General features: G+C 37.0%; 11 protein-coding genes and 1 pseudogene. 1 reads left to right on the top strand and 11 read right to left on the bottom strand.

Translation table 11 applies throughout. From position 1 onward, the window contains the following. Nucleotides 1–131: 131 nt before the first annotated feature. Entirely contained in the window at nt 132–293 is a 162-nt protein-coding gene (gene rpmF / locus RGRSB_RS08635; RefSeq protein ID WP_119260696.1) for a 50S ribosomal protein L32, read from the bottom strand. A 526-nt stretch (nt 294–819) separates the two neighbouring features. Between rpmF and RGRSB_RS08630 the strand changes: the two genes are divergently transcribed. Then, on the top strand, nt 820–1,170 hold the full coding sequence (locus tag RGRSB_RS08630) for a hypothetical protein (RefSeq protein ID WP_119260695.1): 351 nt from the start codon (nt 820–822) through the stop codon (nt 1,168–1,170). Nucleotides 1,171–2,463: 1,293 nt separating this feature from the next. Here RGRSB_RS08630 and prmA read toward each other — a convergent pair. The 10 genes and pseudogenes from prmA to prfC all read right to left on the bottom strand — a co-directional run bounded on the left by prmA (nt 2,464) and on the right by prfC (nt 14,996). Continuing rightward, the gene (gene prmA / locus RGRSB_RS08625) at nt 2,464–3,354 is read right to left on the bottom strand and encodes a 50S ribosomal protein L11 methyltransferase (protein WP_119260694.1); all 891 of its coding nucleotides are present in this window, start codon (nt 3,352–3,354) and stop codon (nt 2,464–2,466) included. A gap of 104 nt (nt 3,355–3,458) precedes the next feature. Next, nucleotides 3,459–5,036 (bottom strand): phosphoglycerate dehydrogenase, encoded by a 1,578-nt coding sequence (gene serA, locus RGRSB_RS08620; protein WP_119260693.1) that lies wholly within the window; start codon nt 5,034–5,036, stop codon nt 3,459–3,461. Nucleotides 5,037–5,810: 774 nt separating this feature from the next. Beyond that, entirely contained in the window at nt 5,811–6,938 is a 1,128-nt protein-coding gene (rsgA, locus tag RGRSB_RS08615) for a small ribosomal subunit biogenesis GTPase RsgA (protein ID WP_232014504.1), read from the bottom strand. A gap of 31 nt (nt 6,939–6,969) precedes the next feature. Next, entirely contained in the window at nt 6,970–7,209 is a 240-nt protein-coding gene (locus tag RGRSB_RS08610) for a sulfurtransferase TusA family protein (RefSeq protein ID WP_119260692.1), read from the bottom strand. 138 nt (nt 7,210–7,347) lie between these two features. Further along, on the bottom strand, nt 7,348–8,475 hold the full coding sequence (gene dnaJ / locus RGRSB_RS08605; protein ID WP_119260691.1) for a molecular chaperone DnaJ: 1,128 nt from the start codon (nt 8,473–8,475) through the stop codon (nt 7,348–7,350). Between the two features lie 251 nt (nt 8,476–8,726). Beyond that, on the bottom strand, nt 8,727–11,189 hold the full coding sequence (locus RGRSB_RS08600) for an HD family phosphohydrolase (RefSeq protein ID WP_119260690.1): 2,463 nt from the start codon (nt 11,187–11,189) through the stop codon (nt 8,727–8,729). Nucleotides 11,190–11,760: 571 nt separating this feature from the next. Continuing rightward, nucleotides 11,761–11,913 (bottom strand): annotated as a pseudogene (locus tag RGRSB_RS11205) (ADP-ribosylglycohydrolase family protein); the annotation flags it as partial. Nucleotides 11,914–12,223: 310 nt separating this feature from the next. Continuing rightward, nucleotides 12,224–12,415, bottom strand: coding sequence for a hypothetical protein (locus RGRSB_RS08595; protein WP_119260689.1), 192 nt, complete (start codon nt 12,413–12,415; stop codon nt 12,224–12,226). Nucleotides 12,416–12,865: 450 nt separating this feature from the next. After that, a complete protein-coding gene (locus tag RGRSB_RS08590; RefSeq protein WP_269460813.1) occupies nt 12,866–13,183 on the bottom strand; it encodes an HU family DNA-binding protein in 318 nt (105 codons plus the stop codon). Nucleotides 13,184–13,373: 190 nt separating this feature from the next. Further along, entirely contained in the window at nt 13,374–14,996 is a 1,623-nt protein-coding gene (gene prfC, locus RGRSB_RS08585; RefSeq protein WP_119260687.1) for a peptide chain release factor 3, read from the bottom strand. Nucleotides 14,997–16,921: the final 1,925 nt, after the last annotated feature.

The raw sequence follows: 16,921 nt of genomic DNA, 5'->3' as shown, positions 1-16,921 counted from the left end.
TTAATCAATAAAGTTAGGAGAACTATGCTATTTCTAAAAAAAAATAAGGCACACGACTAGAAGAGAGGAATCTTTTTTAGGATCTCGAACTCCAGAAAAGAGATAGACGGTCGAGTGCCCTTAACACATTATTATTCGTCGTCGTCTTGGGGATAAACAAAGGTAGAACGTCCTGAAAGGACAGATTTGCCTAAAGATAAAGCTTTTTGGGCTTCTTTAGCTGCTTGTTTCTTCCAATGTGCTTTGCGTTGATCGCGCTTGAGATTAGAAGTTTTCTTTTTTGGAACTGCCATAGTTCGTAATTATTGAAAAATTAGATAACTTTCTTATTCTAATCGGTCTGGTCTAAATTTGTCTGGTAAACGGAAATTAAATAATGTAAGTTTTGATATTGAGTGAAGTTGTAGGGGTCTTGAAAAATTTTCGAGCAATGGCCATTGACACTGATTATTGTTGGCATTAGCTATCGTTACAAGATTGTAAAGCCAGTGCTAAAACTCTCTATCGAGTTAATCATAATGCGGAGATTCCCAATGATCAATTAGTCTTATTAACGGACACCTCCCCCAAATTAGGACAGCGTTTCATTGATAAAAACACAGACAATATCAGTCAATAGTTAGAAAATCAGCCGTCTCAACTCCAGCTTAATTGTTTTTTCAGAGTTATGAAGTTAGTTATCATGAAAAGAATTATCTAATCTCCATCAACGGCTGTACTGAAACAGCCTTGATGGTGCGATCATTATTTGAACAATGAATTACAACTTAAAACTTAACGACTACTGATAATTCTTAATTTTATTTAAGCTGACGAAAATTGAGGACTTTAAAAACTGGTGGTCGCCTTAGTAAAACAGAAAAGAGTTGCCTTAGTGATGGCTCCCAAAGTTTGGGTCTGAATACCTATGCTTTATTAAAAACTTTGTATTACTATGACAGATGCCTTGCTTTAACTAATTTAAACATTTATCTTCAAGAACGGTTTCCCTCTATGAGAAGTTCCCCCACCCTCTTCAGACTCTCTAGAGAGACTTCCATTGTTATTAGTTCCAGTTTAGCAGCCAACTGTTTATCTCTATTGCTTCAATCATCGATCAACCCTACACTATTCAACGTGGCCTTGGAGTCGGTTAAAAGAGCTGTCAAAAGAAAAGTTCGTCCGGCTTGACCTTACCCATCCTATCTACATCCTCCTCTTCCTATGTTTCTTCTCCCACATCCTAATCCATCCAGAAAAAACTAAATTGAAGAGATAAACAATGGTTTTTGTTGACGTAATTAATGTTTTTTCTACTATGATTTTTAAATTTTAGACAATTTAATCTTTATGTAATTTTTTCTAAAAAGAGTGATTGAAGGATAAAATTTACCTTCAAAGCCACTTCGAAAAATCTTCATATTCCAAATAATACCTAAATTTTATTTAGCGTTATATCGAGTATTATACTTCAATAAGTCCATTGAAGTTACTTGTAAAATTAAGTCTAATACTTCCGTTTATAAAGAAGCTCAGAAAAATATTACTCTATGGAGTTTAGGAATTTTAGAAATCGCTCATCTCTGGAAAATCTAAGAAAACTTTTAGCGGTGTGCTCGTGGCAGCTCAATTAGTTCCACTTGCTCGTCCTAATCTTCGTTATTCTGTCCAGAAATCGATTATATAGTGGCAAACAGTTAACTCAGTAAGCCATCAACAAAAGAAGGACTGTTAAATTAATTTAAACTAAACCTGAAGATGAGGAACTATAGATAAATTTCATCTATGTGTTTTTTTCTGTGCATGTTTTGATATAGATTATATCAATAGTTATTATTAAGTTTAATATCTTTATGGTCAGATTGCCCATTTATTCTCTAGTTCTGTTGAGTTGGTCTGAACTAATATCATAATCATAGTTATAGCAATTGATTGTGAAAGTAGCAACTTAACGAATTAGCTATGAGTTGGCTATAGGAATGAGGGATTTAAACACAAGTAATCAATTTTTTTTAAAAAAAAGTGTACGGTATATTTTGTCCTATACTCTTTTTTATTGCTAAACACTAGATGTCAGATCGTATAAAAACTAAGCTGATAGAATTGAAAAAATAAAAACTATCAAAGTTGACTCTCAACCTGAGAATTAGACCCAGAACCACAATAAAAATAAAGATATAAATCATCTAAGTCATAAAGATATAAAATATTGTTGTGACGTTTATTTAAAACTACCGACTTACATACTAGCAGATGATAAAGTTTATAATATTTTTTCCTTGCTTCCGCTAAAAAACCCATATAAATTGGAAGTAGTTAATAATCATTTAAATAGTTAAATCTGTCCGGTTAAACCAGATTATATTTGTAAATTTTATGGACACAGAGCCAGTAAAAACAAATAGAACGGAAGATAAGTGAGACAGACAAAGTTTATCCCAAATAATCTTTCATTAATGCCTATCATTAGTTCTTCAAATTTAACTAACTTCGTTGAATTTGAATACAACACCATTCCTGTTGTTTGCAAAGAGCAGTTACAACCCAGCCATACTGTTCGAGGATATCAACGATCACTTGAGATTGATCAAGTAAAATGCCACTGAGAATGCCCCAAGCGTTAGGTTTAGCTAAAGCTGTCAGTTGAGGAATTAGCTCAATAATAACTTCGGACAAAATATTACATAAAATACCGTCTACGCCTTCGGGAACTAAATTTAAAATTTCTTGGACACTACCTTGGTTAATCACTAAAATAGACGGATGAATTTGATTGAGATGGCGGTTATTACGGGCAGCATTTATTGCCAAGGGGTCGATATCCACAGCATAAAGCTTAGCTGCTCCTAGTAAAATTGCCCCAATCGAGAGAATACCAGAGCCAGAGCCAATATCAGCCACAATGGTTTCCCTTGTTATGTCTGACAAGCGCATTTCTAAAGATTCTAGACATAATTGCGTGGTGGCATGGGTTCCTGTGCCAAAAGCTGCTCCTGGATCAAGGCGTAGAATGAAGCGATCACTTTCTTGAGGGGGGGTTAACCAAGCCGGATAAATCAGAAAGTGATCACCCACCTTTGTCGGTTGCCAATATTTCTTCCAGCTACTAGCCCAGTCTTCTTCATCAATCAACTTCCAACTGGTTAATGGTGGAGGAAATCCTGAAAGCAAAGCATCCCGTTGCAGCTCTATCCCTAGATCTGCTAAATCCGGAGAAAATTCTTGTATTTCAGGAATATAAGCGTAAATTAGATATGATTTTCCCTTAATCTCTCTAGCAGTGCTTGAACAGCCAAATTGATCTAACCTCCAAAAAATAGACTCTTCTAAATTGGGGTGACAAAAGATGCTAATTTCCCACCATCTCATTGACATTTAAGATTTAAGTTAGTGACTGAGAAATAGTAAATTATCGATATTTGAAGTGTTACTAGAGGATTTTCGATCAAAACGGAAATCTTCTATAGAGAGTGTCAACACTACAATTTGACCGTGTAGGCATCTCGAATGCCGGCCACTTTGGTAATTTCTGTCAGTAACCCATCAGGAAGGGGATCATCAAGACTCAAAGCCATTACCGCATCCCCACGAACGATTTTTCGTCCTACTTGCATACTGGCAATATTCACATTAAAACTACCAAGCAGAGAACCAATTTTACCGATAATCCCTGGCATATCGCGGTGTACAGTAAATAACATATAGTTACTGGGAGGAACGTTAATTGGGAAACCATCCACATCGGTAATCCGAATTTCTCCGTCACTGAGCAGTGCCCCTGTTACGGAATGTTCTCCCATCGATCCCTGGGCTGATAGGTGGAGGGAACCAGAATAGTCCCGAATTGTTGCATCACGGGTTTCAATAATTCTGATTCCTCGTTCTTTTGCTTCGATGGCCGCATTAACATAATTAACTCGTTCGCGTAGAGCTCGGGATAGCAGTCCTTTTATAGAAGCAACAATAAGGGGCTGACCTTTATTGGTTGCCAATTCTCCCTGAAGCCTTACTGTTAACCTTTCAATACGTCCTCCTGCCAATTGTCCAACCAAATTTCCTAAGGTTTCGGCCAATTGTAAGTAGGGGCGCAATTTTTCCATGACATCAGGAGTCAGTCCAGGGATATTAACGGCTGAACGGGCTGGTAGTCCCAACAACACATCTCGAATTTGCTCAGCCACATCAATGGACACATTCACCTGCGCCTCGGCGGTGGAAGCCCCTAAATGAGGGGTTAAAAGCACATTATCAAACTTTCTTAGTTCAGATTCTCCGAGGGGTTCTTCTTCAAAGACGTCTAGGGCGGCTCCAGCGATTTTTTTATTGGCAATCGCCTCAGCCAAGGCAGCCTCATCAATAATTCCACCGCGGGCACAATTAATCAAGCGAGCTGTGGATTTCATTTTATTTAATGCTTCTGTAGAGATTAGATGGGCAGTCTCTGGAGTTTTAGGTATATGGAGAGTAATATAATCGGATTCAGCAAAAAGTAAATCCAGATCTACCAGAGTGCAACCCAATTGATCGGCGCGATCTTTAGAAATAAAAGGATCAAATGCCAATAATTTCATGCCCATGGATTTCGCAACATTAACCACATGGGAACCAATTTTTCCTAACCCAATAACCCCTAAGGTTTTTTTGTAAACTTCAGCCCCAATAAACTTTTTTCGATCCCATTTCTTGGCTTTAACCGACCGATTCGCTTCGGGAATGTGTCTAGATAAGGATAACATCATGGCTAGGGCATGTTCAGCGGCCGCGATAGTATTCCCTTCTGGGGAGTTAACCACTACAATGCCCTGGCGAGTAGCTGCCTTAACATCGATATTATCAACGCCAACACCGGCGCGTCCGATGATTTTGAGTTGGATTCCCGCTTCAATAATGGCTTTGGTGACTTGGGTTCCTGAACGAAGCATTAAGGCATTATATTCAGGAATAATTCTGACCAATTCTTCTGGAGGAAGTCCGGTTTTGATATCTACTTGCGCTACTTGAGACAGGATATCGATTCCAGCCTTGTCAATGGTATCGGATACAAGAACTTTTGCCATGGTTACTCTATCTAGATCGCAGTTATTGGTGATGCTTGTTTAGTCTCTTATTGCAGTAGCTCATTGCTACCACGACCCCGACTCTAAAATCTTTTGAGGACAAGGTTTCACGAATCGAGGTTTATTTTGTAAGGATCCAGTTACCTTCAGGTGATTTCCTTACCTAACCTTATTTTCATTATTTCACCTCGTTTACCATATTACTTGATTTACTCACTCAATTTTTAATACAAAATTGATGGAATAACACACGCAACGCAAAGTTCCCATTTTTATAAAATTCAAAATGTCGCGCAAGTTGAATAGTTTATTTTCTATCTTGGGCAACTTATGCCGTGTCCTTCCAGGGTTGCCGGTCGACTGCGATTTCTTTGAGGCTCCATGTTTTTATTTGTCTCCTAGTTGATTTTACGTTTGTTATAAAGTAATTTACTTTATAGCATCGAAGAATTCCATCCAGACATCTCTTCAGTCCCTTTAACTGCTAAATTTTCAATCTGCTTGCAGTAAACTTCAAGTTATTGCTTTTAACTCTGAGTTATTAATCCCTAGTTCTTGATTATTCAAATCGTTGTTTAATCTCAAAATTAAGTTTGATGTCTTTCTGAAATTTTCTACTTCTTTATCTCTTGTGTTTATTTATTAAATCTAATTTTTAGAACTAACTCATTTAATTAGACTAAATTCGTTGACTTTTTTTAAACAAATAACTCCCTTAAGCCTAGCTTGAGAGAGGTTTAAATTAACGAATAAGCTAATTGTCCGTATACGTTTTTATAAGTCTTCGTCTCTGTGAGCAATTTCTGCTAAGCTTTGTTGATTATATAATCCCTGTAAGGTCTGATGTTTGTCTCGACGGGAACGAAGGCGATATTTTTTGCTTTCTAACTTAGGTTCGTAATGTTCCTGTCCCGAAGTTTTTATTTTCAACTTCAAATTTGATTCTTGTTCTCCTATTTTATCCCTAGTTTTTTTTCTATTAATGGCTTCTTTCAGAAAGGTTGAATAATGTTCGTATCGTTCCCAATCATCATTAATGATGCAATCAGGTTCTCCCCGATGCAAACAATCGTTAAATTGACAACTACCTGTTTTAAGTTGCCGTTTTGCTTCGGGAAAATATAAAACTAATTCCTGTGGACAACAGTCAAGATCAGGTTGATTAAAGCCAGGAGTATCTGCCAAAAATCCTCCCCCGGGAAGTTCAAATAATTCGACACTACGGGTGGTATGACGACCTTTGTGGAGTTTTCCTGAAACCTTGGCTACCCTTTGGTAAACTTCTGGGATTAAAGTGTTAATTAAACTAGATTTACCGACCCCTGAAGGACCTGCTAGGATAGTTATTTTACCTTGTAGACGAGTGTTTAACTCTTCTAAACCCTGATGATTTTTTATACTAATAAAAGAAGGGTTATAGCCCCATTGTTCCATACGTTCTTGCCATTTTTTTCGTTTATCTTCGACGATCAAATCTAATTTATTTAAACACAAACATAAGGATAAAGATGTTGATTCGGCTTTCACTAAAAACCGACTTAATTGCCAGAGATCGAGGGGAGGATTTTCTAAAGCAAACACTACGAGTATTTGGTCAGCATTGGCTACAGGAGGCCTGGAGAGTTCTGTTTTACGAGGAAGAACTTGAGCGATCGCCCCCTGTCTATCTTGATAGTCAGGTTCTTCGATGACCACACGATCGCCTACCATCACCTTTTGACCAATTTTCTTTAAACGAGTGCGTCGGGTACATAATAAGGAGAAAGATGGTTCATAATTAACTACTTCAGATGGTTGATCTAAGCGAACCTGATAGAAATTTGCTTGCGCGGCAACTATTGTCCCCAAAGGTCGAGATAAAGTCGAATGGGGAGTAACATCACGATAGATAGAATCACTCACAAAATAATAGACTATAGATTAATAACTCGCTCTAGAGACGATAGACTTTCAAGGAAAAAAAGTCCTGACGATCTTCAATAATCTTAATATGATAGCCTTCTATGGTTAGACTATCGGGAACTTGTTCAATGGGTTCCCCTGGATCAAGCCATACTTCTAGTAACAAACCAGGGGACATCTGTTGTAATTTTAGTTTAGTGCGAACAAAGTTGATGGGACATGGAGTGCCTCGCAAATCGAGTAAAGGAATCTCGGTAGTTATTTGATTCATTTTTAGAATACCCCCGTTGGACGTTCACCCGTCATCTTTTGCTTTTCTAATAAGCTGAGTTTGATATTAGACAATTAAATTTTGAAAAATCACGACTCCTAATTCCGAACTCTTAACACCGAACTCAGATTAGTGAGTTTATTTATGAAACAAACTACCTAAGAAGCCTTCTAAACCGCCTTTACCATTATTTTTGCCTTTAATGTGTGCCAGTTGCTCGAGAAGTTCTCGTTCTTCCGTATTAATGCGGGTAGGAATTGAGATTTTCACAGTAATCAAATGATCCCCTCGAATGGAAGAGTTCCCTAATTTAGGAACCCCTCGATCTTCAAGCATCAATTCTGTGTTAGGTTGAATCCCTGCGGGAATTTTCAACTCCTGAAGACCGTCGACAGTATTTATTTCGAGAGTACAACCTAGGATCGCTTGCAGATAACTGATGGTAATTTCTGAGCGGATATTCATTCCCTCACGAGTGAAATCCTTGTCGGCTGCTACGAACAGGTAGACATAGAGATCGCCTGGGGTCCCTCCTCTCATTCCTGCATCCCCTTCTTTAGCCACCCTCAGGCGGGTGCCGTTATCAACACCAGCAGGGATCGTAATTTTAAGTTTTTTTGTTTCTTGTTTGCGTCCACTGCCCCCGCAAGCTTCACATTTTTCTTCAATAACTTCTCCGGACCCATTACAAGTGGGACAAGCGGAGACTTGAGCAAAACTCCCAAAGGGGGTACGGGTTGCCCTTCGGACCTGTCCCTGTCCGTCACAGGTGGAACAGGTCCGAGATCCAGTTCCTGGTTTAGCTCCGCTACCATTACAAACCTGACAGTTTTCTAAATGAGGAATTCGGATTTCTTTTTCGCCCCCAAATACTGCCTCACTAAAACCGAGTTTTAAATCAAGTCGGAGATCATCTCCTCTGCTAGGAGCACTACCACGACGGGTTGTTCCGGTTCCTACTCCACCACCAAAACCACTGAAGATAGTTTCAAAAATATCAGCGAAGCCCCCCATATCACCATAATCAAATCCGGCGGCTCCAGCACCACTGACTCCGGCTTCCCCAAATTGATCGTATTTGGCACGAGTCTCTGGTTCTGATAGGATTTCGTAAGCGCGGTTAATCTCTTTGAAACGTTCTTCTGCCACCGATTCTTTATTGATGTCGGGATGGTATTGGCGCGCTAGACGGCGATAAGCACGTTTAATTTCTTCTTTCTTGGCATTACGAGAGACACCAAGGATTTCGTAGTAGTCACCTGACATAGGGTATTGATCGCAATTATTGGGCTATTGGTTTTAGAGATAAGCTTGATTTTTACTTTAGCAAACTATCGCCAAGAAAACATCATCAGGTTTTGGTCTTCAGGTTTTAAGAGTCTGTAAGTTGAATATTCAGAGTTTTGTTTTTTAACTCCTTACGCATATTAGTTTAGTGTTTTGTTAGGAAAAATTTTAAACAATTAATTTGTTATAACACCAAAAGCATATAGAGTAAGCCCCAAACTCCTATCAGTTTACTTTCCCTGAGGTTCTAAAGCAGCTTTAGGATACACAATTCTTTGATGATGGAATTGCTGCCAAACCTTAACAAACACCTCAGCAATGATAGGTAGCTCCTCATATTTAATTCCTGAATCCTTCAATTGATTATCTCGCCATCGAGCTTTAAAAATTTTATGAATCATGGCTAAAGCTGTTTCCGGGGTAGTTTCTTTCAAAGATCGTAACGCTGCTTCACAGCCATCAGCCAACATCACAATCCCCGTTTCTCGTGACTGAGGAATGGGACCTTCATAGCGAAACTTTTCTTCACAAATGAGTTTTTCTCCGTCTTTTTCTGCCTGTTGTTTAGCCTGATAATAAAAATAGGAAATTAACAACTTTCCTTGATGTTCAGGAATAAAATTTCGAATCACTCGTGGTAAACCGTACTTACGAGCCATGACTAACCCTTCAGTAACATGCTTTTTTATGATTTCCACACTTTGCCAAGGATCGTTAATTTCATCGTGTTTATTAGGCGCACCCATTTGATTTTCAATAAATCCCAAAGGGTCATGCATTTTCCCAATATCGTGATATAAGGTTCCCGTCCTTACCAACTCGACATTACAATGAAGTTCTCTAGCGGCTGCTTCAGCCAAACAAGCCACAAATAGGGTATGTTGAAACGTTCCCGGCGTTTCGGTCGATAATCGTTTTAGCAAAGGGCAATTAGGGTTAGCCAATTCTACTAACCGAATGGGAGTCACCAAATCAAACAAACGTTCTAGATAAGGAGAAATTCCTAAAGCCATGACACTCCAAAGAAACCCAGATAGACCATAAATAATTGCTCCTGGCAACACGGCTGACCAAATTGTCCCCGCCACCGGTGCGATAATTAGGTAAATAAGAAAGTAAAAGCCTCCTTGAACAATGCCAACCCCTCCTCCTAAACGGGCTAATTCATCTCGTGAACGGAGTCGTCCAGCCATTACCCCGGACAATAAGCCTCCCGCAGTTCCTGCCAAAACATAACTCCAATTTACTGTTCCTGCAGTAAATGTCGATAAACCACTTAATAATAAAACTTGAGTAACTGCTAAGGTAGGTCCATAGAAACTACTTGTCAATAATCCGACAGCCGGCAAATTAGTGTAACCCAGATTAAAAATTGCCAGAAAGGGGGTACTTAAGCTTAATAAACACAGTAAAAAATGATCGCGGCGACGCATCGGACGATGAACATGACGAGTCACCATGCAAAAAACTGTCACTCCTCCTGCCACTAGAATCACAGAAATTCCTAATCCTAACCAATTGATGCCTCGGCGACTTAACCCAAAGCTGTCGAGTAAGATAAAATCTGCTTGGCTGATCGTTTCATTAGCTTTGACAATGACATCTCCCTCTTGAATTTCAACAATTACTGGTTCTACGGCTTGAGCCGCTTGTTCAGCCTGTCTTTTAGTTTCTTCTCTATCTATCGTTAAATTATGTCGATTTTGAAATACAGACATGAGCAGTTTTTGTCCCATTATCTTGCTGGATAAAGGTATTGACGGATCAAATTGTATTTTAAGAATATCTTGCAAAAGATTATTGGGCATTCCGGCTGGAATCCCTTGAATCAAAATTTTTTCAGTGGTGTTGAGTAGTGCTTTTTGAGTATTTTTCCAAGTAGACTCATCTAAGTCGAGAAAAGCAACAGCTATCTCTAGTGATAGGTAAGGACTTCTAACACCAGCTAAAATTGATTTAGCCTTACTATACCGTTGACGAGCTTGGCTCATCTTTTCTAAAAAGGTTTGGAATTCTGTTCCTGTAGTGGTTTGCCGATAGTCTTTGAGCTCAGTTAAGACTTTTTTAAAATCAGGAGATAATTCGGAGATTTTCTCAGATAAATTGTCAATATCATTAGGAATTAACTGGGCTTTAGCCACATTTAAAACTTTTTGCCAGTCCTGCTCGGAAAAAGCTCGTAAATTTTGTTGGGTAGGCAAGGGAAGCTGTTGAACACTAGCTACAGGAAAAGGATTACTTATATTTCGTAATTGTTGCATACTGACCAACGCTTCTTTCACAGTCAATTCCAGCTGACTGGTTAATTTGACATCCCGTTGTAATACAGGAATGATCCCAGTGCGAACTTCTTTTCGTTTTTCCTCAGTAGTTTTGAGATCTTCAAAAGTTCCGTCCTCAGGAGCGATAATGGTTACTGGAGAAATAGTTCCTACAGCTAGTTTCGGTTGATTGTAAAAACGATAACTAATTACACTAGTCAAGGATATAATCGCTAACCCCCACATCATGGGTGGGTGAATTTTTCTCAAGGATGATGAGCTATGCAATTTTTGAAAAAAATTAGGAGCATGGTTCAACTGAGACTTGTGGGGCATAGGTGAAGCATCAATATTCCTCAAAAGCGAAAAACTAAAATTTTGGTAGTTTTTACGCCATTTATCTAGGCTTTTGGTTAAATGAAGCTTTTTCATCGTATGTGAGGTCGCTGAAAAGATATTAGAAGCGTAATAGAGAGCCCTAAGAAATACGCCACTAAATTAAACTAGGGTAGATCTACCTTGAAACTCGGCCATGACAAAACAATCTCAATTGAATCACCGACGTCTTTAACTACTTTACTGTTTCTCTCTGGAAATGGATTTGGTTTTAGGTATTACGACTCTTCTAGACTAGTTGTAAAAAAATTACACATAGACAAGGGATAAAGGTCTTGCTTTGCAAGGCTTCCAAAGATTCCAAAAATTTTATTTTTATATAGATTGGGTTTTTGGAGTTATAGAATATAATTAGGCTAAGATTTTTGGAAGTTATCAGCTACTAGTTTATTATAGTCTTCTTTAGGAGAGCCAATATTCTTTTTGGAAAACGAGTTTCACATGTGAGCGTTTTTGCCCGACCCAAGGCGAGTTGACAACACTAAGTTGACAACTTAGTGTTAAAATTTAGCTCAACTTTACTTCGAGAGTCGCTCCTAGTCCATATTATCCTATAGACTAGGAATGATGTGGTTCATTAATTGATTGTTTCTTTTTTTGCTTAAAGCTAACTGCCAGTGGGGGGAATACCAAAACAACTATTGTATGCTCCGGCTAGTGCTCCTACTAAGGCGGTAACAACCTGAGATTGGGTTTGAGTGGCTCTAAGAACCGCAACTGAGAAATCTTTTGGTGTAACTGTAAAACAATAGATTGCTAAAGGTAAAGCTGATTGTTATAAAAGTATTGGTTGATAAAAATAGTCAATTACCTGTTCTAGAGAAGTTTTCAGTTGCAAGAAAAATTCTACTCGTTTTAAGGAGTCTCTCAAACGAGAATTAGGTTGATTGTGATAATAGGTTAGTTGTTGAGAAAGTATGCTCCTAATCTCGAGGTTTTCTGTCAAGATAAGGGCAATTAATTCTCCTCAAACCATCATCTCTTGTAGTGTTTCTGGAGAAGATTTCCATTTGACAACTAAGCTATGTAATTGCTTCTATAATAGACTGGAAGCGTCATGGAAAAGACTATCAAGGATAACGTCCCCAGTACGAGTTCCCCTGTGTTAGGTGACTCACAATTATTTGTAAAAAAAATAGCTTATCGGTCATTGCTGACCAATCTTCAAGTGATAATCTTCCCTTTTTGGTAAACCGCTTTGTTATTGCTTGACTTAGAAAAAGCCACCAAGGATGTAATGGAAAAGTATGGCTAATATTCATACCAATTAAACTACCCAGAAAGGTTTCTTAAAAGCGATTAAAGAGTGAGTAATGCATTGTTCGATAATTAATTAATGAATTCTTAAGATTAAAATAATTACACTATTTGAGAATATTGAGTGTATTGAATGATAAATTAATCTTAGGTTAGACCATTAATATAGACTGTTTTAGAATTTCCTAAAGCGTGATTTTAATAGCTCACGGGGTGACGAAAAGATTAAAGTGTAAGTGTAGATGAAGATGAGGTGTGGGGTATAGGTTGTAGTGACAATATCCCCGACTTCAACAAATTAAATTGAGGGCAAAGACAGTTGCTAAATAAGTGGAAGCCTAAACCGTGAGATTTACAAATCACTATGTTTACGGCATGTAAGGATGTAGAACTAGACGGAATAAGACCCAAGAACATCACTTTAGATCGATACATTGGGTCTGTTAGTCTTATACTTAACAAAAGTCAGTCGCTTGTTCGGGATTGACAACCTGTTCTTTAAACACTTTCCCCGCAGAGAAAGCAGGAACGGTGGTAGCAGGAATGGTGATAGATTGTCCAGTTTGAGGATTCATTCCTTTGCGTTCTTTGCGATCTCTTGGTTCAAAGGTTCCAAACCCAACTAGGACAACTTTATCTCCTGAAGCGACGGTTTCCATTATGGTTTCTGTGAGCGCATCCAGAATGTGACTCGTATCTTTTTTTGTCATGCGAGTCTTGGCGGCGATCATGTTGACTAGATCTTCTTTATTCATCGTTACTTTATTGACAATTCTGACTGAGGCTGATTATAACTGAATAATTGCTCTGAGATCACAATATAAAGGATAAAAACAACGTTCTTTTCTTTCCCTAGTTACCTCGGTTTATGGTTTATTTATAGTTTTATATCCTATTAAACACTCTAGTGAAATGTTTTTACTTGACTGTCATAAATCATGATTTTTCTCGAAATTTTAGCCTTTAACTCGGTTGAATACCTACTCCTACAGGAGCAATAGTAGTCAATCCCAATTCTGGCTTATTCTCTTGAACTTGTTGTAAATTCCACTCGTTTTTAAAAAGTAATACGGGACGATTCCAATTATCTTTGACAACAATAGTATTAAAAATCCTCCCAGCTTTTTCTAGGGCTTTCCAGCCTTCAGTTACCCAACGAGCTACACTATAGGGAAGAGGTTCTAATTGAGTTTCTACCCCATATTCACTGAGCATCCGAAATTGGACGACTTCAAATTGTAATTGTCCTACGGCAGCCAAGATCGGATCTCGCTTAAAGTCATCGGTGGAATACATAATTTGGATCGCCCCTTCTTCGCGTAATTCTTGAATACCTTTTTGAAATTGCTTAAATTTGGAGGGGTTAGGATTTTTTAGATAGGCGAATATTTCGGGAGAGAAACAAGGTATTCCTTCATATTCTAGTTTTTTGCCGTTATAAATTGTGTCCCCGATAGCAAATACTCCTGGATTATTCAACCCAATAACATCTCCACTATAAGCTTCTTCGATGGAAGATCGATCTTGTGCAAATAATTTCTGAGGACGGGACAGACGCACAGTTTTTCCCGTCCTAGCATGGCTGACAGTCATGTCTTTTTGAAATTTTCCTGTACAGACTCGTACAAAGGCCACACGATCACGGTGTTTTGGGTCCAAATTGGCTTGTAATTTAAATACAAAACCGCTAAATTCAGGATGGGTGGGCTCTACCACTCCTACAGAAGAATTCCGTCCTTCAGGTTTTAGGGCGTATTCTAGGAACGCTTCAAGAAATAATTGCACTCCAAAGTTAGTCATAGCTGAGCCAAAAAATACAGAAGTCATTTGGCCAGAGTGGAGCGTTTCCAAGTCGAGATCGGCTCCTAATTCTTCGAGTATTTCTAATTCTTCTTTGAGCTGATAATAAAGCTCCTGGTCAAGGTATTCTTCAATTTTAGGGTCACTAAGCCTAATGGCGGTTTCCTGAGCACGTTGGCTACCGTGTGCGCGACGTTGAAACAGGTGTATAATTTGTTGGCGACGGTCAAAGATACCTCGGAAGCGATCGCCGGTTCCAATCGGCCAGTTCACGGCATAGGTTTGCAGCCCTAATTCCTGTTCAATCTCATCGAGCAATTCCAACGGGTCTCTTGTGGGACGATCAAGTTTATTGATAAAAGTAAAAATGGGAAGTCTGCGCAAACGACAGACTTCAAATAGTTTACGGGTTTGGGGTTCTAACCCTTTTGCTGCGTCAATCAACATGACAGCATTATCGGCTGCCGCTAGGGTACGATAGGTATCTTCACTAAAATCTTGATGACCTGGAGTATCTAGTAAATTAATCTGAAAGTCTCCATACTCAAATTGTAAGACGGTAGAGGTAATTGAAATTCCTCTCTGTTTTTCCATTTCCATCCAATCAGAGGTAGCTTTACGTTGGTCTCGTCTAGCTTTGACTGCTCCTGCTTGGTGAATTGCTCCTCCGTACAGTAGAAGTTTTTCGGTTAGGGTAGTTTTGCCTGCATCAGGGTGGGAAATAATAGCAAAGTTACGTCGTTTTTCTACGGCTTTTTGGATTTCTGTCTGAATTTCATTGGACATTCTTTAGGGAGTCTCTTGAGCTAAGAATATTAATCTTCATCCCTCATGATATAACCTCCCCTAAGAAGCCGATAGTCAAGGTCAACGGTTATTGACTTATCTAGCCAATTAACCGGGCAACTTAACAGGATTATTATTAGCCATAATTTGTTATATCTAAAATGCGTAAATTACTTAACTTAAGGTATTAATTTTTGATGTTGATGGAACTTTAGCATAATTTGAAAGAGATGCTCATAGAGTAGCTTTTAATCGGATTTTTTCTGAGATTAATTTAGATTTGTATTGGTTAAAGTCTTTGTCCAGAAAATTTTCCACAGTGTCGCTCCGATTTAACTAAAAATTTAACTCTGTTAATCCTTTGTTTTTAGGGAGTAAAAATTAATTGTCACAAACAATTATCCTACGACATATAAATATCGTTACAGTTGGGAATAAAGTTAATCAAAGAAGCTTATTATTAAGAAATAAAATTAGTGTTTACTACTAGTTTTTAAGATTAATTACTGTAAATTATATTATGGGCTTATTTTTAAATATTTTTCTTTTGGGTTATAAGTGACTACTTAAACAAATCAGAACATCATTAAAGCATTCAAGTTACTATTGAACTAATTGAAGTTATTTAACTAGTATTAAATACTAGTTAAATTTAAGCGAAATACTTTTTATTTTAATAAATTTAACTGCCTAACATAGGAAATTTTAGCTTTTTTAGGAAAATTTTAAACAAAAAGCGTAACTAACAACCAAAAATAAACTTGGCAATTGGTTATGCTTACTTATTACTAAACGTCAAAAACGCGAATTATTCTATATTTCTATATTTAAGTAATTAAAGTTTAACTTATCTTGTTTAAATCACTATTTTTTAGAGTAGCCTTATCCAAAGTAGCCAAACTTTATTTGGCTACTTTGGATAAGGTACATTTATTTTTTAATAAACTTTTAATAACTTAAATAAGTTTTTATTTAAAATTATTTAACTTGTATTACGCCTAATAATAGACCCTAAAATACTAGGAAATATATTTTTTTTCTTCCTATTCCTACTATTTTAGTTTGACTTTAACTAGACTACCTGTATGCACCAAGTCGTTGTTAATAACAACTCCTGTATCTATTCTTGCAGTATTTTTTAGTTTTATCTGTGTATTTATTTGAATATTTGAGATTTTTTACTTTTTTTAAAAAAATCAATTATTATACTTACTTGTTAACTTTTATTTGGAGTTTTTGTTAGGATTTTAGATAATTATTGGCTACTTTATTATTTTTTCTTTTAGAAAAGTATTTTTAAATACTTTATTAAATTTGAAACTTAAGTTATTTTTTGTTTTTTAAGTAGTTATATATTTATTGTTTTTCAAAACCCAATAATCAAATTTAATTTTCTCTGCCATAAAGAAAAATTTTAAATGTGAAATAACTTTATTTTTTCATTTAGTTAACTTTTTTTGAACTAAACTATAATTTAGTAATTACTGTTCTAAAGTTATTTCTTATTTAAGAGTACTTGATTATGCAATAATTTACTGTCAGATAGACTGTATTTATTTTGTTAAAAATTACTTTGTCTTAGGGTAATTATAAGTCTAAAAAATACTAAACAACTTCTATATTTATGATCATTTTTGACTGTCTACACATATAGAAATTATAATTTATCACTTTTTTTTAAAAAAACTACCAGTTTTCTAAAGAAGTAAATCTTGTCTTTATAAGAGTATTAGTATTTAAAATAATGTGGAGAATTATGCGATTTTATTTGTAAAGTTTGCAAAAACAAGATTGCAAAAAATTTTCTGATACTAAATTTATATCTAACCGATGAAGGTAAATGGAAAGCGTAATATTCCACCGTTTTTCTACAACGATATTCTTTTATTTTACTCGAGCAATAATTTTTACTTCTGACTATGTTC

It is taken from the genome of cyanobacterium endosymbiont of Rhopalodia gibberula, assembly GCF_003574135.1.
Classification (GTDB): Bacteria; Cyanobacteriota; Cyanobacteriia; order Cyanobacteriales; family Microcystaceae; genus Rippkaea.
This window is presented reverse-complemented; position numbering and strand designations above follow the sequence as displayed.